Origin of the sequence: Streptomyces sp. URMC 127, from assembly GCF_051386535.1 — a bacterium.
Lineage (GTDB): Bacteria > Actinomycetota > Actinomycetes > Streptomycetales > Streptomycetaceae > Streptomyces.
In genome coordinates this window covers 1-20,066 of sequence record NZ_JBPQTW010000041.1, presented here as the reverse complement: position 1 = coordinate 20,066, position 20,066 = coordinate 1, and the positions used below count along the sequence as shown (strand labels likewise).

At 72.4% G+C, this 20,066-nt stretch carries 15 protein-coding genes and 1 pseudogene; 11 read left to right on the top strand and 5 right to left on the bottom strand.

Annotation, left to right across the window (positions count from 1 at the left end):
• The first annotated feature begins 52 nt into the window (after positions 1-52).
• Positions 53-5,944 (top strand): hypothetical protein, encoded by a 5,892-nt coding sequence (locus ACSNOH_RS12435; RefSeq protein WP_436721325.1) that lies wholly within the window; start codon positions 53-55, stop codon positions 5,942-5,944.
• A 96-nt stretch (positions 5,945-6,040) separates the two neighbouring features.
• Here ACSNOH_RS12435 and ACSNOH_RS12430 read toward each other — a convergent pair whose 3' ends face one another.
• From ACSNOH_RS12430 to ACSNOH_RS12415, 4 genes are read right to left on the bottom strand one after another with little or no spacing between them, the layout of a single operon-like run.
• Positions 6,041-7,396, bottom strand: a complete 1,356-nt coding sequence (locus ACSNOH_RS12430) for an AAA family ATPase (protein ID WP_436721324.1) — start codon at positions 7,394-7,396, stop codon at positions 6,041-6,043.
• Entirely contained in the window at positions 7,393-8,898 is a 1,506-nt protein-coding gene (locus ACSNOH_RS12425) for a hypothetical protein (RefSeq protein ID WP_436721323.1), read from the bottom strand. The genes ACSNOH_RS12430 and ACSNOH_RS12425 overlap by 4 nt, the downstream gene beginning before the upstream one ends.
• Entirely contained in the window at positions 8,895-10,019 is a 1,125-nt protein-coding gene (locus ACSNOH_RS12420; protein WP_436721322.1) for a hypothetical protein, read from the bottom strand. Before ACSNOH_RS12420 ends, ACSNOH_RS12425 begins: the two co-directional genes overlap by 4 nt.
• 55 nt (positions 10,020-10,074) lie before the next feature.
• Positions 10,075-10,962, bottom strand: a complete 888-nt coding sequence (locus ACSNOH_RS12415; protein WP_436721321.1) for a hypothetical protein — start codon at positions 10,960-10,962, stop codon at positions 10,075-10,077.
• A 143-nt stretch (positions 10,963-11,105) separates the two neighbouring features.
• Between ACSNOH_RS12415 and ACSNOH_RS12410 the strand changes: the two genes are divergently transcribed.
• From ACSNOH_RS12410 to ACSNOH_RS12385, 6 genes are all read left to right on the top strand, one after another.
• A complete protein-coding gene (locus ACSNOH_RS12410) occupies positions 11,106-12,743 on the top strand; it encodes a PD-(D/E)XK nuclease family protein (RefSeq protein WP_436721320.1) in 1,638 nt (545 codons plus the stop codon).
• Positions 12,744-12,749: 6 nt separating this feature from the next.
• Complete coding sequence (locus tag ACSNOH_RS12405; RefSeq protein WP_436721319.1) at positions 12,750-12,908, top strand: hypothetical protein; 159 nt, start codon at positions 12,750-12,752, stop codon at positions 12,906-12,908.
• Positions 12,909-12,968: 60 nt separating this feature from the next.
• Complete coding sequence (locus tag ACSNOH_RS12400) at positions 12,969-13,382, top strand: cell division protein SepF (protein ID WP_436721318.1); 414 nt, start codon at positions 12,969-12,971, stop codon at positions 13,380-13,382.
• A gap of 24 nt (positions 13,383-13,406) precedes the next feature.
• Positions 13,407-14,612 carry an ATP-binding protein gene (locus ACSNOH_RS12395; protein WP_436721317.1) on the top strand — a complete coding sequence of 402 codons (1,206 nt, stop codon included), beginning with the start codon at positions 13,407-13,409 and terminating at the stop codon, positions 14,610-14,612.
• A 37-nt stretch (positions 14,613-14,649) separates the two neighbouring features.
• Positions 14,650-15,018 carry a nucleotide pyrophosphohydrolase gene (locus ACSNOH_RS12390; protein ID WP_436721334.1) on the top strand — a complete coding sequence of 123 codons (369 nt, stop codon included), beginning with the start codon at positions 14,650-14,652 and terminating at the stop codon, positions 15,016-15,018.
• Positions 15,019-15,147: 129 nt separating this feature from the next.
• Positions 15,148-15,606: a DUF6099 family protein gene (locus ACSNOH_RS12385; protein WP_030365992.1), complete on the top strand. Its 459-nt coding sequence runs from the start codon at positions 15,148-15,150 to the stop codon at positions 15,604-15,606.
• Between the two features lie 86 nt (positions 15,607-15,692).
• On the opposite strand, the gene ACSNOH_RS12380 is transcribed toward ACSNOH_RS12385, so the two are convergent.
• Entirely contained in the window at positions 15,693-15,935 is a 243-nt protein-coding gene (locus ACSNOH_RS12380) for a hypothetical protein (RefSeq protein WP_436721316.1), read from the bottom strand.
• 247 nt (positions 15,936-16,182) lie between these two features.
• Here ACSNOH_RS12380 and ACSNOH_RS12375 point away from each other — a divergent pair, with 247 nt between their 5' ends.
• The 4 genes and pseudogenes from ACSNOH_RS12375 to ACSNOH_RS12360 form a co-directional block, all read left to right on the top strand.
• Complete coding sequence (locus ACSNOH_RS12375; protein WP_436721315.1) at positions 16,183-17,106, top strand: LLM class F420-dependent oxidoreductase; 924 nt, start codon at positions 16,183-16,185, stop codon at positions 17,104-17,106.
• A 56-nt stretch (positions 17,107-17,162) separates the two neighbouring features.
• Entirely contained in the window at positions 17,163-18,098 is a 936-nt protein-coding gene (gene mmuM / locus ACSNOH_RS12370) for a homocysteine S-methyltransferase (RefSeq protein WP_436721314.1), read from the top strand.
• A gap of 231 nt (positions 18,099-18,329) precedes the next feature.
• Entirely contained in the window at positions 18,330-19,817 is a 1,488-nt protein-coding gene (locus ACSNOH_RS12365; protein WP_436721313.1) for a hypothetical protein, read from the top strand.
• A 32-nt stretch (positions 19,818-19,849) separates the two neighbouring features.
• Positions 19,850-20,066, top strand: a pseudogene (locus ACSNOH_RS12360) (hypothetical protein); the annotation flags it as partial.

The window sequence follows — 20,066 nt, the reverse complement described above, 5'->3', positions numbered from 1 at the left end:
CACATCGCACATCGCCACAAGAGATCGGGACCGAATGAACGTCCGTTACCCCGTGAATGCAGGACCACCGTTCTCCCCGCCGGATGTCCCGGTCGGCCTGCTCGAGGAACTGTCCGCGGCGCTCGACGGGCTCGGCTGGAGCCTGGACCCGGCCCTCGACGAGCTCACCGCCGAGGAGACCGAGCTCGCACTCAACTCCCTCGGGCCCAAGGACCGCCAGGCCATCATGCGAAACCTCGGCTTCCGTAAGGTGGAGCCGCGGCGCTTCGGCCGCGTACTGAGCGAACAGGTCCTCAAGCGGGTACAGCGGCTGGAACCGGCTCACAAACGTCAGCACGCCGTACACCACCTGACGGCCCGCATCATGAGCGACATCGATGCCGTGGCCCTGCGGCCCGGCTCCGCCGGCGGAGACCACCGGCTCGCCGACCGGTGGGGAGTACGCCTTCTGGGCCTCGCGCTGTTCTCCCACCTCCAGGCATCGGCATACGACGCCCGTCTGCTCGTCTGGGCAGCGAAGCACGACTGGTGCGGCATCCGGGCGGACGACGCCGTACGGGACGCGGTGCACAAGGCGGCTCAGCGGGTGATCGACGCGACTCCCGGCTTCGTCGTAGACACCGCGCGGCAGGAAGGGACGGTGGTCGAGGGCACGGCGCCGGTGGCCGTTCCTTCCCTCCGTGACCTCGCCTCGGCAGGGGAGGGGCTCGAGCGCGTCGTCGGCGAGGCGCTCGCCGCGGCCGACCGCCTGCGCACCGCCCTGCTGGACGGCCGCCCGCCGGCCGACAGCGACCTGGCGCCGCTTGCCGCCGTCGCTCCGGCGTTCACCGGTGCGCAGGCCGTGCTCGCAGCCGCCGGTGTCACCGACACCCCCGATCGCCTCTCCGACATCCGGGGCGCGATCGAGGAGTTGCGCACGACCGCGGAAAGGAAGGAGAAGGACGCCCGGACCCGCCGTGCGGTGGCTACCGTGCTGAACCTCGGCTGTGCCCCGGACAGCGCGGTGGCCGGAGTGATAGCGGACGCCGGACAGCGTGCTGAAGGACTCCTCGCGAAGCAGGAGTGGGACGAGGAGGACGACGCTTTCGCGCACGTCCTCACGCTGCTGGTGCGCCTTGTCGAGACGAGGGAGCAGGGCGACTCGTCCCGGACGTTCACCGACCTCCGGCGAGAGCTGTCCGCGACACATCCCGCGTACGCCGTGGCGGCCGTCTTCCCCGAGCAGATCACCGTGGCCGAGCGGACGGACACCACGGCCTTCCCCGGGACCGAAGAGCCCTCCGAGGGTGAGGAAGAAGCCGCGGAAGGCCCGGACGATGCCGGGGAGGAGGTGCAGGAGGAGGCTGCAGCGTCGGGTGAGGACACCGGCGCGCACGCGGTGGAAGCACAGGTGAGTACCGAGCCCGCTCCGGTCGAGCCCGGTCCCCTTCCCGCCGGCCCCTCGGAGCCGGAGACCGAGCCGGTCCGGCCGGTCGCCGCGGTGACCGACGTGGCCGGCCCGTCCGCCACCACCGGTACGGACGCCGCCGGCGGTGTTCCGGCCGAGGACATCGAGCCGGTCCTCGCCCGTCTCATCGAGGAGAAGCGCTTCGGGCTCGCCGCCCACTTGTCGAGGGCCGCCGACCGGCCGGCGACCGAGTCCGCCGTCCTGCGCCTGGCCGCCGCCGCGACGCTGCTGCGCTCCAGGACCGGCAGCGCGGCTCAGCTCGTCGAGCAGTCGCTCCACGAATGGGACGTGCGCAAGGAGAGCGAAACCGACGCGCTCTCCCTGATCCTGCTGCCCACCCTGGTACGCGTGGCCCTGGTGACGGGCGTGCACGTCGCCGGAGCGCACCTGAGGGCGCTCGCTTCCCAGCTGCCGGACGCACTGCACGAGGTGGCGACCGTGGTGGCCGAGCGCACCGAGCAGAGCGCACTGCTGATCGCGCCGCCTCGTGCCGTCATCGCCGACGTCGCCCAGACGGAGCGTGAGCTCCACGCGGCCGTGGACGCCTGCCGGACCCTGCTCGTCCCTCCGAGGATGCGCTTCCAGCGCGCCAGTGCCATGGTGCAGCGCTGGCTGGCTCCGGCGGGCCGCCTCGGCAGCGTGCTGACCGCGATCGTGAACGGCGGCCCGGACGCGGAACGGCGAGCGGACGAACTGCTGGAGAGCCTCGCCCGGCGGACGCAAATCGAAGCCGCGATCGACGAGATGGACGGCGCCGTGCGCCGAACGGGCGGAAGCGAAATCCAGGGTGCGGGCCGCAACAACGTCCGCCAGTACCTGGAGCGCGTTCGGGACGCCGTACGCGACTGGCGTGCCATCAAGCGTGACCTGGAGACGGGGCGTTCGGAGAAGAACGCGTGGGCGTTCCAGTCCGTTGCCTCTCTGCGGCTCTCCCTCCTCGAACTGCGCGAGCGGGTGGTGGGCGATCTTACGGCGGCGGAAGGAAGTTCCGCCGTCCTCACGAAGGCCACCGCCTCGGTTGCCCGGGATCTGTTCGAGGAGATCTTCGGTGAGCTGGAGGCGGGCAGCAGGCCTGCCGAGACGGGACCCGAGCCGGACGTGCGGCAGGTGCTGGATGTCGAGCTGTACAAGGCGCGGCCCGCTCCGCCCGGCGGGTTGCCGGCGGTGGACACGCTGCTGGAGGCCGTGGACCGTACGTGGGACGAGGCGATCCGCCACCAGCTCGGCCGTGACGAATTCGGCGCGGTCCGCATCATCGCGGATCTCGCCGACCTCGCGATGCTCCCCGCGGCCCACACGCTGACCTCTTCCGAGCAGCGCCGCGCACAGCTCACGGAGCGCGAGAACGAGCGCCGCGCGGAGCTCACCGAGAAGGAACGGCACCTGGCCGCCCGGCTCCGCCGGTCCGAGGCCGACGAGGCGCTCACCGTCGAACAGGACGTCAGCCTCCAGGAGCTGCTGGCCGACGCCAGGGCGGAGCTGGCGAACGACGGGCAGCGGGACCTGGCCGCGGCCCGCCGCAACCTCGACCGGGTCGAGGAACTCCTGCCCCGTTACCGGCAGGAGGCCGCTGACCGGCTGCGTGCCCGGCTGGCCGCGCTGAGGGACGTCAGCGCCGAGGACCGCGAGCGCGTCCTGCGCAACCTGGACACCGACAGCCTGGCCACCGCGGCCGAGCTCGTCTACTTCCTGGAGCTGGGCGAGCCGGTGCCGGAGATCAGGTCGGAGGACTCGCATCTGGAGGCCTTCTTCCCCGCGGTGCCCGACGCACTGCCCGGCGGCATCGACGCGGAACTGATCGAGGCCGTCCGGACCCGCGCCCGGTACCGCGACCACGCGGTGCTGGACTACGCCGCCCTCTCGGAAGGGGAGGCCGAACGGGCCGCTACGGCCCTGGAGCTGTGGAGCAGCCTCGCCGCGGTCGGCGACCGCGCCCGCATCAAGGGGTGGGCGAACCTCACCCCGGCCTTGTCCCTGCTGGGTTACGAGGTGCAGAAGGCCCACCCTCTGGACGACCTGCCGCGCCGCAAGGACTACCGGTTCTTCGAACTCGTGGACGTACACGTCACCGGCCGCGCCTGGGCGCCCGCCTTCGGGTCGCAGATCAAGGACCGGGGAGGCAAGCTGCGCGCCCTGCTGATCTGGGGCAGTCCCGCCGCGAAGCTGCTCATCAGCCGTGCCCTGCTGGACCCCGACGAGAGCAGCCTGCTCGTCGTCCACTTCGGGACGCTGGACAGCAGGACGCGGGCCGAGCTGGCCGCGGCGTCCCAGGGCAGCAAGCCCATCATGGTCGTCGACGACGCCGCGCTGGCCTACCTCGCCGCTCACGGCAACCGGCGGGTCGACGCCGCGACCGAGACGCTGCTGCCGTTCTCCGCGGTCAACCCGTACATCAAGGAGAAGCGCGGCCAGATCGGCCGGGAGATGTTCTACGGCCGGGACCGCGAGCGCAAGAGCATCCACGACCCGGCGGGGACCCAGATCCTCTACGGCGGACGGGGGCTCGGCAAGTCGGCCCTGCTCGCCGATGCGGGCGACCGCTTCGAGGAGCAGCGGCCCGGGGCGTACCGCAGGCTCTACCTCAACCTGGACAAGATCGGCATCGGCAGGGGGACCGCGCTCGGCGCCGAGGCCGTCTGGCCCACCCTGGACCGGGAGCTCATCAGGCTGGGAGTGCTGCAGGAACCCCGGCGCCGCGACCCGCTGCAGGAGGCGTGGCAGAGGGTCACCGGCGGCATCGCCCACTGGCTGGAGCAGGACCCGGACCGGCGGTTGCTCATCCTCCTCGACGAGTGCGACCGCTTCTTCGAGGCGGACGTGCCCGAGTGCACGGAGACCCGCCGCCTGCGGGGTCTCGGTGATGACTCGCGCGGCCGGGCGAAGGTGGTCTTCGCCGGTCTGCACTCCGTGCAGCGTTTCACCCGGCTGGCCAGGAACGGCCCGTTCAGCCACCTGGCCCAGACCCCCACGGTCGTCGGGCCCCTCGCCCCGCAGTTCGCGGCGGACCTGATCGTGCACCCCATGCGCGCCCTGGGCTTCGAGTTCGCCGATGTCGATCTCGTGAACCGCGTGCTCGGTTTCTGCTCGTACCAGCCCTTCCTGCTGCAGATCTTCGGCAGCCGGATGGTGCAGGTCATGCAGCACAAGCGGGCACGGCTTCCGCTCCGCCCGCCGCCTTACACGATCGATGAGTCCGACGTGGACGCGGTGGAGCAGGACGCTTCGCTGCGGTCGGACATCACCGCGGCCTTCAAGGACACCCTCGCCCTCGACGACCGCTACCACGTGATCGCCAACGTCCTGGCCCAGCACGCCCGGGACAACGGTCTGGAGACCCGGCTCAGCGACCGGGAACTGAGGGACGAGTGCGCCGCGTGGTGGTCCCAGGGCTTCGAGCAGCTGGACAGCGAAGGGTTCCGCGCCTATCTGCAGGAGATGGTCGGCCTCGGTGTCCTGGCGCCGAACCACGACGGACAGGGCTGGCACCTGAGGGGCCCCAACGCGCTCCGGATGATCGGCACCGCTCAGGAGATCGAAGCGCGGCTCCTCGGGGCCGCGAAGGAATCGCGGCTGGAGGAGACCGCCGTACTCGAAAGCCGGCCGGTCCTCTCGGACAGCAGGTCCGCCCCGCTCACCGTCAGCCAGATCGACCGTCTGCTGGGGAAGCGCGTCAACCAGGTCCGTGTCGTCGTCGGTACGCAGGCGACCGGCGTGGCGGACGTGGAGCGGACCCTGCGGGAGGTCACCGGCCGGGTGGGGGGCTGGTCGGTGCCCGTGATCGGCAGCGCCAAGGCGTTCCGCCAGGGACTCTCCGACGGCCGTGCCGGCGAGCGGCGGCTGGTCGTCAGCGATCTCTCACAACGCAGCGAGAAGGCCTGCCGGGAGTCCTTCGAGCTGGCCAAGGGCCTGCTGCCCGGCACCGCCGAGGCCACCAGGTCCGTCGTCCTGGTCTCGGGCGTGGCCCAGCTCGGCCTGTGGTCCGAGCTCCTCATGGGCGACGACGCCGCCCATGCCGGCGTCGTGGTGCTGCGCCGGCACGACCTGCGGAGCCTCAAGGACTGGGCCCGGCGCCACGGCCTGTACGAGGCGGACGAACGGCTGACCCGACTGGGGGAGGTCACCGGAGGCTGGCCCCTCCTGCTGGACAAGGCCCGGGCACTGTGCGAGCAGCACCGTGACCAGGACAGGGCGCTGCGGGAACTGGTGTCCTGGCTGGCGGAGCGCGACGGCGCCGAGCAGTTCGTCGAAGCCGTGGGCCTCCTGGAGAACGAGACCCTGGAGGCCGCGTACTCCGGCATCCTGGAGGTGCTCGGCACCGGTTGGCAGGACGAGTTCGACACCAGGGACGCGGCCGAGCTGGCGGGCCTCGCCCCCCACGACGCCCGACGGGCCGTGAGGTGTCTGGAGGCCCTTCAGACGCTGGAACGGGACGGCACTCGCCTGCGCGTCGAGCCGGTCCTGCACGCGGCGCTGGGAGTGGTCGGCGCCAAGGGATGAACCGGTGGTGGGGGCGGTTCCGTTACGGTCCCACCGCTGCCCGGCAGGGGCGATCCCGGCGGACCTCCCGCCTCCGCCCCTGCCGGGCCGGCGTGGTCAGGCCGCCGGGGAGGACACCGTCACGTCCTTGAGGTGCTCCATGACCACCTGGTGCGCCCGCCACCCGTCCGGAAACTTCGGCGGCACGTCCAGGTAGACGGGACTGCTGCGCGGGTGGCGGTCGAGCAGGTCGGTGATGCCGGCACGGGCCACCACGACGCAGGCGAACCGGTGGCGGGAGAGCAGGACGCACAGACGGCCGGTCTCCAGGTGGAAGGCGGAGGCGTCCTGGCGGCCGGAGAGCGGGTGCCAGACGAGGGTCACGTCGAACTCACGGCCTTGGAGACGGTTGGCGGTGTCCACGGTGACGGCCGTGAGACCGCGTGCGGCCAGCCGGGACCGGACCGCGTCCACCTGGACCGTGCGCGCCGCGCCGATCGCGATGCGGGACTCGGCGAGCGGCTCGCCGTTGACCAGGGTGCCGCGCTCCAGGAGACGTGCCGCCGTCGCCGCGAGGGCTTCGGCGACCTCGGGGTCGTCGTCGAGGGTGTGGCGGGCGGGCAGCTCCAGCAGGCCCCAGCCGGATTCCGCGGCGCGGGCCAGAACGGTGTCCCGGGGAGTCGCGCGGTGTGCGGCGCTGCTGTAGGTGAGGACGCGGTCGGCGGCCCGCGTGCCGGAGACGAAGGGATAGAAGGGGTAGAACGCCTGCTGGACGAGTGGCGCTGCCATCTCCGGCAGCCGCCACGAGACGGGCAGCTGGTGGCGCTCCAGGTCCGCGTTGTGGGCGAGGGTGACGTCGACGGCGTTGCGCAGCGGGTCCCAGGTGAGACCGTGCCACCGGTCGGTCTCCACGGTGGCGAAGGGGTCGAGCTGGCCGGGGTCGCCCACGAACAGGACCCGTGAGTCCTCGGGGCCGAACAGCGGAGCCGTTGCGAGCAGGGCGTCCGACCGCATCTGATACGCCTCGTCGACGATGGCCCAGCGCCACGGGGCGCACTTGTCGGCGCTCACGTGCGACCACTTCTTCGCCGTGGAGACCACCACGGGCAAGTCGCGCAGGTCGGTCACGTCCTTGCTGCCCGTCACGTTGGCGTGCCGGCGCACGCGCTCGGGCAGCGTGAAGTCCTTCTTGTGCAGACGGCCCAGTGCCAGGTGGGGGTACTCCCGGGCGATGTTGTCGACCAGGTCGTCCACCTGTTCGTTCGTCTGCGCGACGATCATGAGCTGGTGGCCGGCCGCCGTGAGGTGGCCGGTGGCGCGCTTGACGAGCGTGGACTTGCCGGCGCCGGGAGGGGAGTCCACGACCACACCCCGGCCGGTGGTGGTGTCCAGGCTCGACAGGATGCCCGCCACCGCCCTGTCGGCGCGGGCACCGGGCGTGGCATCGGTTTCGGGTGCCGGGGCGGCTGTCATTCCCAGCTCTCCTCCGCGTCGTCTTCGGTGGGTTCGTACGGTTGCGGCGGACCACCGTGCGTCCACGGCGTGTCCTCGTCGTCGGGCAGGACGGACGGCATGGCCTTGGGATCGGCCGAGGTGTAGATGACGGTCTCGCCGACCTCGGCCAGCGTGCCCGGAGGAGCCGGTGGCTTGCGTTTGCCGAATCCGCCGTTCAGCTGGACCACCACGAGATGGGCGTCACCGTCCGGCAGGACCTCGACGATCTCGGCCTTCTGTCCCGGGCGCGCGGGGCTCTTGACCTCCTTGCCCGCAGCGAGGCGTACGGGCAGCTCGCTGCGCACGGTGACCGCCGGACGCCACAGCGTGGACCCGGGGCGCGTGCCCGGGACGAAACGGTCCTCATCCCGGGCCACGACCTCGCCCGTGAACGCCTCGCCCGCCAGTTCGTACTCCGCCATCACCAGCGGGTCGTCGTAAGCCCGCTGGGCGTCGTACCGCGCCGTCGCCTCCTCCAGGCGCGCCAAGCGCCTGGCCGCGCCGACGGCGTGATCGCGGCGGGCCTGCGGGCGGCCGTCGTCGTCGAGGTAGGCGGCGTACTCGGTGAAGAGGCGCCGGTCGTACGCCCAGCGCTCCGTGACGTGCTCGCCGGCCGGCAGCGCCCGCAGCAGGTCCACGCCGCGCCACACCAGCTGCCAGGTCGGCAGCATCTGGGCCTCCAGCTCGCGGTCGATCTGCCGCCCGGCAGCCTCCCTTCCGCGGCCTTGCGCCTCGTCGTAGCGGGACATGAGCTCGATCAGGGTGCGGTCGAAGACCGGATCGGTCGCCGGACCGGCGGGTGGCCACCGCGTCGGGTCCTCCGTCTCCCGGGCGGCCTCGGCACCGTTGCGTCCGGGAGGCGGGTCGATCCAGGCGAGCAGAGACGCCAGGTGCGAGTCCTCGGACGGGCTCTGCCCGGTGGCCCAGTTGGCGGCGAGCAGCCGGGTCGCGGCCTGGAGCAGGCAGGAACCCGGGAACTCCGCCCGGTCGGCGAACCAGGTCAGCCATTTGCCGAGGGCGGGCACCGACGGGTCCACGGCGTGCGGTCCTTCGACGGCGCGCATCCTGGTCAGCCGGCCGAGCAGCCGGACGTAGGCGATGCCTTCGCCGTTCGGCACGAGGAGCTGCGGCGCGCGCAGGAACCGCCGGCGCTCCTCCTTCTCCTTGCCGCGGCCGGCGGTGTACGTATCCGTCTCAGCCGTGCGGCACGCCTCGATGTACGGAAGCAGGAGCCCCGCGAGGCGCTCCACGAAGCGGAACCGTTCGGCGCGGTCACGTGGTTGCCGTACGGTCAGGAGCACCGGGTGGTCCGGATCCGTTCCGGCGAGGGCGGCCAGGGGAGCGCAGGCCTCCCCGGCGAGCGTCAGCGGCACCAGGACGAAGGGGCGCTCTTCCAGGTGTTCGTGGCGCACCGTCGTCAGCCGTTCGGCGCGTCCGGCTTCGGTGGCGTGCAAGCGGGCCACGGCGGCGAGCGGGCTCATGCGACATCCCCTCGGCGCAGCCGGCGCAGCCGTTCGGCGGCGCGCAGTTGGACGACGGCGGCGGCTTCCGCGGGCCCCGGCTCGTGCACTCCGCCGAGGTAGCCGAGGGCGGTGCGGGTGGAGTCGATGCCGGGAAGGGCGTTGCGCACCACGCTGCCCAGCCGGGTGGGCGAGGCGCACTCCGTCGCCTCGTCGCGGCAGTAGCGTGCCATCTCGCAGAACGACAGGCAGTCGGGCGTGTAGGAGGCGTCCAGCGCCCCTACGGAGGCGGTGAGTTCGGTCTCCTCGCGGTCGGTGTCGAGGGTCGCTGTCGGCGGGAGGCCGAGCGCCAGCTGGTCGGCGCGGCGCAGCCGGGTCAGCTGGAAGCGCAGGGCGTCGAGCTCCTGCCTGAGGTCCACCAGCCGTCCGTAGGGCCGGTTGGAGAAGTCTTTCGGGCAGATGAGCAGGAATTCGTGGGCGATCTGCCCGGTGTCCAGGCCGAGGGCTTCGAAGGCGTGGTGCAGTGCGAGCACGGACACGGCGGCCTGCTTCGCCGTCTGAGCGACGGCCGCCGGGTTCGCCTGCCCGTCGATCGCGGGGAACGAGCGGATCTCGGCCACGTAGAACTTCCCGCCGACGCGGTGGGTCAGTGCGTGGGGTTCCAGGTAGGCCGTCTGCCCGGCGACCTCCAGGGTGAGGACGGGCCGGTCGAGGATCAGCCGCGCGTCGCTGCCGGAGGCCAGGTGCTTCAGGAGACGGTGGGTTTCGCCGGCGCGCCGCACGACGGAGGTGTCACCGCCCACGTCGTTCAGATCGGCGACCGCGGCTTCCTCGACGGGGGCGTTGAGCTGCTCGCGCAGCAGGCGGACGAGCTCCGCGTAGCCGCCCCACTTCACCAGGGCTTCGAAGGCCTGCTCGCGCGCGATGGCGAAGGGGGACTGACCGAAACGGGGTTCGTATCCCATGCGTTGGGCCAGGAGCGCCTTGTCGATGCCTGCGGCATCCAGGACCGCGCGGCGGGAGCACGCCGGATTGGCGGTGAGGGCAGTGATCTTGCGCGCGGTGTACGGCTGAGGAGGGCGTGGACCGCGCAGTGCGGCGAGCCTGCCGTCGGAGGGCTCGAAGGGGTGCTGCGGAGGCATCTTCTCTTCTTATACGAAGTTCCGTGGAGGTACGGGAGGAATCCCGGTGTGCGGCTCAGCGAGTGACGTGACCCGCGTTGCGCAGGGTGTTGTGCAGCGGGGCGGCCCCGAAGAGCTGCTGACCGTCGGTGAGCTGGGTGCGTGCGCGCTCCGCGGACGCGCGGCGCTGGGTGTCGTCGGCCTGCTGATGCACGGCCGCCTCAAGGCGCGCGGCGGAGATCACCCGTTCGGGGTCGAGATCGTCGCTGTCGCACGCGCCGGGGATGTTGAGCGCGAATCGGCCGAGCAACTGCCAGGCGGCTTCCGACGGAGGATGGCCCGCCGCGCTGAGCCGCTGGATCTGCTCCGCGGTGCCGACGGCGTGGGTCAGGAAGTCGGCGCGCTGGCTGAGCGGGGCGATGATGCGCCGCTCCAGGGGCCAGACCGAGACGGCCAGCAGGCCGCGGGCGGGCGTCAGGCGGTCATGCGTGAGGGCCGCGCAGATGTAGTACGGGCGGGCGTAACCCTGTGCGCTGAAGGACCGTTCCTCGTCGCGGCGGAGCGAGGCGAGCTTGGTGGCGACGAGCGGTTCGGTGAAGAACGCTTCGTACACGGATGAGATGAGCTTCGGGGAGGCCGGTGCCCCGAGCAGCGTCAGGGACTGGTGGACCTGTTCCCGGATGGGAACGGCGCCCTGCACGGATCGTTTTTCCTGCCGCCCCCGGGCCGGGGGCGCGGCGGACGCCGGAGCGCGCAGGGCGATGTCGCGCGTGGCCGGCTCCTCCCCCGAGGTGCCCGCGGCCGCCTCTTCGGCGTCAAGTGCCCGCTCCCAAGCGGTCTCCACCTCGCGCAGCTCACCGCGGATGCGGGAAGCGGCGACGGTGTCACGGGCGCGCCGCGCCTCGCGCAGCTGGGCGCGCAGCCGTGACAGGTGCTCCTCCAGCTCTTCCAGCGATGCGGTCATGCGCCCAGCATAGCGTCCCGGCCATTGAATTCCAAGATGCTCCAAGGAGTTCCAAAGTTCTGCGCTACGCTCGGTGGTGCGCGGCCCGCCGAGACCTCGGCCCGGGCCGGCCGAACTCTGCGTTCCTGCAGGAAGGGTGGGGCATGGCGGACTACACGGCATGGCAGATGCAGCAATGGATGACGGGGGACGAGAGCCTCGTGCGGATCGGGCCGGGGACCGGGGCCGGCGCGGAGGAGATGCCCGGCTGTCCGGCCCGCGATGCGGCCGAGGCCCGCCCGGGCGTCAGGGCGCGGGTGCCGTCGAGGCTGCCGCACGAGCACCTGGAGACCTTCACCCTCGGCCCCGTGTGCGAGGTCCTGGACCTGATCGAGTTCGAAGGCGAGCCGCTTGAGCGGGCCCTCGACGCGCTGCTCGAACGGCCGCGGCCCCTGCACCCCGGGCACCTGGCCTACGCCGAGCACGCCGTCCGGCTCTACGCGGGCCGCCCGGACCCGCACGGCCTCACCCCGGTCAAGCCGTACTGGGTGGTGCGCAAGGACAACGGGCGGCGCTGGGAGCTCTACGCGTCGTGGCGCCGCTACCAGTCGGCCGACGGCAGCGTGCGCGAGTACCGGCGGCTCAGGCACGCCGGCGCCCGCGCGTCGGCGCCGGGCGAGATCGCGATCGCCGCGTACACCGCGGCCTTCGGCTCCAGCGCCTCGTGGCCGCGCCGCTGGCCCCGGGAGTTCGCCCTCCACGCCACGCCGTCGCGGGTCACGCACGTACGGGTCGTCGAGACCGGACTGGCGGACGGCTCGCGCAACATCCAGTTCGAGGGCAGCGTGGACGAGGTCAGGGCGTATTACGACGACTTCGGCGACGCCCGTGTCCGGAGCGTCGTCAAGGGCGGCGTCGAACGGCCCGGCCCCGCCTGTGCCGACTGCAAGCAATTCACCGGTTGCGGTGCCGTGCGCCGCTCACCGGGCGCGCTGGCCCTGCCCTCCCGGAAGCTGCCGCTGCGCAAGGTCTCGGCCGGTGACCTCCGGTACCACGCCGTCTGTCCGGCCCAGGCCTTTCTGCGTTCCCTGCACCTTCCGCAGTCCGACGGGTACGGCGACGCGGTGAAACTGGGTCAGGCCGTGCACGGGTGGATAGAGGCGCTGCACCGGCGCGACGGACGGCCGGCCTGCGCGGCGGCCGACATGCCCGCTCCGGGGGCGAACTGGACGCGTGGCCGGTGGCGGGTGCCCGACGAGGAGGCCGAACTGGGCCGCAGGATGCTCCTCCACCACGTGGACGCCTGCCCGTTCCGGGACGCCGCTCTCATCGAGCGAGCCGAGCCCGAGCCGATCCGCGCCGTCCACGACACAGCCGCTCAGGCCCTTGTCGTCGCCAAGCCCGATCTGCTCTACCGCGAGGACGGTTCCTGGGTGTGGCGGGAACTGGAGACGACGCGCGCAGCGTCCCGCCCGGCCGGTGACCTCCTCGATGCGTACCCCCAGCTCGCCTTGGCCGTCGTGCTACTGGCTCAAGGAGCGCTGGGCGGCGACCCCGGCGGTTCCAGGGTCGAAGTGGAGATCCTCGGGCCCGGCGGATCCGATGCCCGCGTGATCGACCCCACGGACCCCGAGCGCCTGGCGAAGGCGCAGGCCGTGCTCCGGCGGTACGCCGGCCCCTGGCGCGCGGACCACACGTGGGAGGCCAGGCCGGGCCGGCACTGCCGGTGGTGTCCGGTGTCGCGGTGGTGCAGGAGCGCCGTGCGCGATGAAGGCGGTGAAGGCGCGGAGAAGAAGGCTTGACCGCGCATGGCAGGCCGGACGTACCGTCGGGCGAGCGGTTCCGGTGCGGCGCCCGAAGCCGCCGACGGCGCGGACGAGCTCCTGCTCCGGCAGATCGCCGGCGCCCCGGCCCTGCTGTTCCCGCAGCGCGCCGTGCCCGAGCGTGTCATTGGTCCCGACGGGTGACGATTGTCCCTAGGATTGTGGGATGCATATAGCGAGCGCGTTCCCCGGAGGGGTGAGCCGGTGAACAGGTCCGAGGCCACCGATGAGCAGTGGGAGGGGCTGGCCGAGGTCGTCCCGCTGCGGGGGCACCACGCATGGCCCTCCTGGCCCAATCACCGGGCCCTGCCCGAGGAGGAGCAGGAGCCCGGTGCCGGTCAGCGGCGCATGGTCGTGCTGCGGGTCCAGGTCTTCGCGGACGCCCGCGAGGTCGCCGAGCACCTGATGGCGCGGGTGCCGGTGCTGCTGGACCTCACCAGTGCCGACACCGATGTCGCCAAGCGCATCCTGGACTTCTCCAGTGGTGTCGTCTTCGGCCTGGGCAGTGGCATGCACCGGGTCGACACGAACGTCTTCCTGCTGACCCCCGAAGGGACGGAGGTGGCATCGGGGTACCCCGATCGTAGGAAAAGTGATCAGCCGAAACGGTTTGGCTGATTATCTGACACATACGGTCCGGGCATGGACACTCGCTGTGCCCGACCGGACGTTTCCCCCGGCCCGCCTTCCGCTGCCCCTCCTGCGGCCTCCCCTGTTCAGCGGCCCGTCGTAACGGAGTTACGGCTCTCCGCCTTCAAATCGCACCGCAACGCTTCCTTCGCGCTCGGACCGGTGACCCTCTTCCGGGGGCCGAGCGGGTCCGGCAAGTCCAGTGCCCTCCAGGCGTACGGGGTGCTCGCGCGGCTGGCCGGTGGTGATGCTCTGGACGAGGCGCTGTCCGTCGTCGACGGCGGGCCCGGGGCGTGCGTTCCGCAGCAGGCCCGGCCGGACGCCCAGGGGCGGCGCGGCTTCCGCATCGGCTGTACGGTCGAGGGGCCGGTCGGGCCCGTGCGGGTCGATGTCGCCGTGCAGGCCGAGCCCGAGCTCCGCATCGTCGGAGAACGGATGACGGGCGGCGGCCGCACCCTGCTCTCGACGGCGCTGCGCGATCCGGGCCGCCGCGCCGTGGAAGCCGCCTGGCACACCGCCGGGGCCGTGCCCGTCACCCGGGCGCCCCTGCCGGACGACCGGCTCGGTACCGCCCTGCTGCCCCTGCGCGTCGCGGGCAAGACGGCCGGGCAGCGCCTCGTCCTGGACGCCGCCGAACAGGTCGTCGTGGCCCTGCGCGCGGTCTTCGCCTGTGACCCGCGCCCGGAGCTCATGCGCACGCCCGCCGCCGCCGGCGACGGGATGCTGCGCGGCGCCTGCGACAACGTCGCCGCGGTCCTGGACCGTACGCGCCACGAGTGCGCGACCCGTCACGCGGCGCTCGTGGCGGCGGTGGGGGCCGGATGCCGCGTGCCGGTGGACGGGCTGGGCGTACGGGAGGTGAGCGGCGGCCTTCTGCAGGCCGTGCTGGAGCGGAAGGCCGGCGACGGCACGCCTCTGGAGCGGCTCGGGGACGGCGAGTTGCGCTACCTCGCGCTCTGTCTGGTGCTGATGACCGGCCCCGGCGTGCTCGACATGGACCCCGTCGGAGAGGTGCTGCAGGCGCGGCAGGCGCTCACCGTCCTCGCGGACGGCTTCGACCGCTGCCTGGACGCCCGGCAGGCGCGCGAGCTGCTCACCTTGGCGGTACGGATGGGGGAGCGGGGGCATGTGCGGCTGGTGGGTGCGGTGCGGGGCACGGGGAACGGGGGTGCACCGGCGGACGGGGTCTCGGTGGTAGATCTTGGGGGTGAATGCTGAACATGGAAATGAGCGTGCCGGCGAGAGCGGCAGCGAGCTGCGGGTGCTGCAGCGGCGCCTCGCGGACTTCGCCGCCGCGCGCCGGTGGCAGCCGTACCACACGCCCAAGAACCTCGTCGCGGCGCTCAGCGTCGAGGCCGCGGAACTGGTCGAGATCTTCCAGTGGTTGACGCCCGAGGAGTCGGCGCGGGTGATGGAACGGCCGGGGACGGCCGAGCGGGTCGAGGACGAGGTCGCCGACGTCCTGGCGTACCTGCTGCAGTTCTGCGACGCGCTGGGCATCGACGCGGCCGCCGCCCTCGCCGCGAAGATCGAACGCAACGAGAAGCGCTTCCCGGTGCCGGACGGGGGTGCCAATGCGGACGAGGGCGCTCCGGATTCGCCAAATCGTCACTCTCCGGAGTGATTGAGTTATCCACACCCCATCTGGTATCCACAGATTTCTGAATTCCCCTGGCGTTTCCGGCGGTTAGTCATCACTCTGGGTAGTGAGCAGGTGCGGGCACGGAGCAGTCGGGAAGTTGGGGACCGGGTCATGGACGCAGTGCGGCTCATCGGAGCCACCCGGACGGCCCTGGCGCAGGCCAGGGCCGTCCACGACATCGTCACCGAGGCATGGCAGACCCAGGCGCTCGCGGGAGCGGTCGGCGGCCACCTCGCGGTCCACGGGCCCTTCGAGGCCCGCGCCGCCGCGGGGAGTCTGAGCGAGGCCGGGGCGCGTGCGTCCGGCGCGCTGCGTCAGACGCTGCGCGCCGGAGCGATACGCGCCGGGCAGCTGACCGAAGTCCGCGATCCCTGGAGCGCGTTGGCGGGGCTCTGCGGGCTGCTCGGGGAAGTGGGCATCGCCCTGGTGGGGGTCGCCTGCTCCTCCGACGAGGACGCCATGTACTGGCAGTGCATAGAAGCGATAGACGCCGCCGACGAGACGAGCGACAGAGTGCGCTGGTTACAGAGACGGCTCGCGTCGCGAGAGCGTGAGGGCGGTGCCGCGTGAGGCGCGGGCGGTCAGCGGGCATCCCGTCCCTCTGTGGATCCCTCTGTGGATCCCTCTACGGATCTCTCTACGGATCCCTCTACGGATCAGCGGGCATCCCCTCCGTCGACGGACGCGTCGACGGGTGCATCTGCGGATGCACCGGCGGATGCGCCGGCAGGCGCCGGACGTCCGGCGCGCGGCTGCAGGTCCGCGTCGAGCTGCGACAGGTCGGCGTTGAGGGCGGCCATCAGCTCCTCCATCTGCTGCAGCAGGCCCTTCGGCGCGCCGGGCTGTCCGGCGGCGGGCTGGGCGGGCGCCGTTTCGTCGGGCACGGCTTCCTGGGTCATCGCGGCCTCCTCGGCCCCGGCCCTCCCGGTGCGGGAGAGCGGTGTTGCAATCGTCGCCACCGGCAGGGTGCACCGGTGCGCGGGCCGGGCGGTCCGGCTCCGCCCGAGCCAACGACCACCGGCCGCGGCGGACACTGGCCGGGGCTCACCCGCTCGGCGGGGGCGAGGGAATTTCACCCGACCGGGGTGGGTGTACGGGCGCAGGGCGCAGTCGGTTGACGCCTGTTCGGCAGTGCAGGATGGAGGCATGGATCTGCGAATCTTCACCGAGCCCCAGCAAGGGGCGAGCTACGACACGCTGCTGACGGTCGCCAAGGCCACCGAGGACCTCGGCTTCGACGCCTTCTTCCGCTCCGACCACTACCTGGCCATGGGCTCCGCGGACGGCCTGCCCGGCCCGACCGACGCCTGGATCACCCTCGCGGGCCTCGCCCGTGAGACGCGCCGCATCCGGCTCGGCACCCTGATGACGGCGGGCACCTTCCGGCTCCCCGGCGTGCTGGCCATCCAGGTGGCGCAGGTGGACCGGATGTCCGGCGGGCGCGTCGAGCTGGGCCTGGGTGCGGGCTGGTTCGAGGAGGAGCACAAGGCCTACGGCATCCCCTTCCCGAGGGAGAAGTTCGGACGGCTGGAGGAGCAGCTCGCCATCATCACCGGCCTGTGGGAGACGGAGGTGGGCAAGACCTTCGACTACGACGGCATGTACTACCAGCTCACCGACAGCCCTGCGCTGCCCAAGCCGGCCCAGGAGAAGCTGCCCGTGCTCATCGGCGGGCACGGCGCGAAGCGTACGCCGCGCCTCGCCGCGAAGTACGCCGACGAGTTCAACATCCCGTTCGCCTCCGTCGCGGACAGCGAGCGGCAGTTCGGCCGGGTGCGGGCGGCCGCGGAGGAGGCCGGCCGCAAGGGCGACGACCTCGTCTACTCCAACGTGCTCGTCGCCTGCGTCGGCAAGGACGACGCGGAGGTCGCGCGACGGGCGGCGGTCATCGGGCGTGAGGTGGACGAGCTCAAGGAGAACGGTCTGGCCGGCTCCCCGGCCGAGGTGGTCGACAAGATCGGCCGGTACGCGGCCGTCGGCTCGTCCAGGATCTACTTCCAGATCCTGGACCTGGACGACCTCGACCAACTGGAGCTGATCGCCTCCGAGGTCCAGTCCCAGCTGAGCTGACGCCCGCCCCATCCGGCTTCCGGCCCCGGCAGCCGTCCCCTCGGAGGAGCACCCCCGTGACGCCCGCCCCCACCCTTTCCCTGGCCGATGCGCTGGAGCGCGGTCCGCTCGTCCTCGACGGCGGGCTGTCCAACCAGCTGGCGGCGCAGGGCTGCGACCTGTCCGACGCCCTGTGGTCGGCCCGGCTGCTCGCCGACGATCCCGGGCAGATCGAGCAGGCGCACGCCGCGTACGTGCGGGCGGGCGCGCAGGTGCTCATCACCTCCAGCTACCAGGCCACGTTCGAGGGCTTCGCCCGCCGCGGCCTGGGCCGGCCGGAGGCGGCGGAGTTGCTGCGCCGCAGCGTGGAGCTGGCCCGTACCGCCGCGGAGAAGGAGGCAGCAGGGAAGGCAGCAGGGAAGAACGTGTGGGTCGCCGCGTCCGTCGGCCCGTACGGGGCCTTCCTGGCCGACGGCAGCGAGTACCGCGGCCGGTACGGGCTGAGCACCGCCGAGCTGGAGCGCTTCCACCGGCCGCGGATCGAGGCGCTGGTGGAGGCGGAGCCGGACGTCCTGGCGCTGGAGACCGTGCCGGACGTGACGGAGGCGGAGGCGCTGCTGCGGGCCGTGGCGGGCTGCGGGGTGCCCGTGTGGCTCTCGTACAGCGCGGCGGGCGGGTGCACGCGCGCGGGCCAGCCGCTGAGCGAGGCGTTCGCCCTGGCCGCCGGGAACGACCAGGTCGTCGCCGTGGGGGTGAACTGCTGCACTCCCGCGGATGCCGACGAGGCGGTCCGGTCGGCGGCGGAGGCGGCCCGTAAGCCCGTGGTGGTCTACCCCAACAGCGGGGAGGAGTGGGATGCCGCCGCCCGCTCCTGGACGGGGCGGCCGACCTTCGCCCCGGAGCGGGTCAGCGCCTGGCGCGCGGCGGGCGCCCGCCTCCTGGGCGGCTGCTGCCGGGTGGGGCCGGAGGCCATCGCGGCCCTGGCCCGCGCGCTCGACGCGCCGACCGCGTAGGCCCTCGGACGCACAGACCGTCTAGGCCCTCGGACGCGGCGCCCCACGCAAGACGCGACGCCGGCGGATCGGTCGGCAACCACCGTGCACACCAGTCCAGTTGACGCAAGGGCGGGTCCGGGCCACCGGTTCACGGCTAGCGTGGATGCGGACGTGAGCACAGCGTCACCGGGGGACGGAGACCGGGGGTGTGGAGGAATGGGCCGGCAAGCTACCGAGGCGGCAGTCAGGGTGAGACCGGCGGACCTCGCGCCGGGCGCGGTGATCGCGCAGTCCCTGGACAACCAGTGGGTGACCGCCGAGCTGACCAAGGAGATGATCGCCCGCGGGAAGTCGCTCCAGGAGGTCGGGAGCGTACGGGACAAGGAGGTGCGGGCCGAGTACTTCCGCAGTCTGATCAACACTCGCCAGGTGGTGGCCAACCGCGTGTTCTTCTACAACAACGCGGCCGTGAGCTGCGATCTCCTGGAGGGCGGCGCGGCCCGCCGCGCGCACCAGAAGCTGCTGGCGCAGGAGGCCCTGGTGCCTTACCTGCTCACCGAGCGCGACCCCGCCGAGCCCCCGCGCCCCGGAGTGGACTACGACGCGCGGGCGTTCGCCGCCTGGCAGGAGACCCTCGAAGGGATGCCGGCCGGCGAGCGCGTGAAGTGCGTCCGGTTCTCCTGGGAGGACCAGGAGAACCGGGAGGCGACCAGGAGCGCGCTGTTCAACGCGTTCGCCGCGCGCGTGCAGGCGCTGACCGCTAAGGACATCCCCCTCCTGGCCAGGCAGGTAGGGGTGCCGGAGCAGCGGTACGAGGCGTTCGCGGAGCGGATCGGCGAGGTGGTGCGGCGGAGCAACGAGCTCAGCATCCGGGGTGACTTCGTCACGCGCAACCTGCTCTACGAGGAGTTCGTGACGGTGCCGGGGGTCCCGGTCTCCGAGGGCCGGTACGACCGGGCCAAACCGTTCGCCGCGGAGATCAAACAGCTCCTCGACCTCATCTACAACGTGAACCTCGCCGACGCCCTCGGCATGTATCCGCTCACTCCGGCCGGCAGCCTGCGGCGGGTCGCGCTCCAGGAGTGGCGCGACGTCCGTACGACGGCGGGCGGGACGGTCACCGACCCGGAGCAGCTCCTGCTGTTCCTGCAGCGCCAGGCGTTCTCCACGGTGCAGGACCGGCTCGCCCTCACCCCGTCCGCGGTCGACGCGCTCGCCCTGGAGGACATCTGCAGCCTGCGCCAGAGCGACCCCTGGGACGCGTACGTCAGCGCCTTCGACGAGCTGACCGCCGACCCGGCGGCCTTCCAGGAGCGTGTCGGGCCGGTCTTCGAGCGCTACGTCCGGCTCAACTCCGAGATCGTCCGCCTCGCCGAGGCCCGCGGCGACCGGCGGACCGGGGCCAGTAAGTGGCTGCCCGTCATCGAGGTCGTCGTCACTGTCGGCGGGGCGGTGTTCACCGCGATCACCGGTGACGAGTCCTGGAGCGTCGCGGGCAGCCTCGGCGGCGTCTCGGCCAAGTACGGCGGCTCCGTGCAACTGGTGCTCCGCAACCGGCTGGAGGGACGACGCGAGCAGAAGTTCGCCCGGGAGATGGCCGCGGTCCGGTTCGACAGCAGCCGGGAGTGGGAAAGGTTCCACGGCATGGTGCGCCGGCTGCCCGGCTACCGGGAGCAGGGCGGCTCGCCGGCCGCCACCGGCTCGGCCACCGTCCAGGACGACATCCCGGAGTACTGAACCGGAGTACTGAACCCGTGTGCGAAGAGCCCGTGGCAAGTCCTCACGACCGGCTGCACGACTCTCCGTCGGACTCCCTGTCCGACTCACCGTCCAGCCCCCTGACCGACCCCGGTCCCGACCCTCTGTACGAGCGGCTGCGCGCCACCCGCCCCGAGCTGTTCGGCAACGCCCCGGGCGGGATCGACATCCTCCTCGACCCGGCCGAGGTCGAGGAGGCCCGGCGCGCGGTGGGAGGCGCGGCGGGCC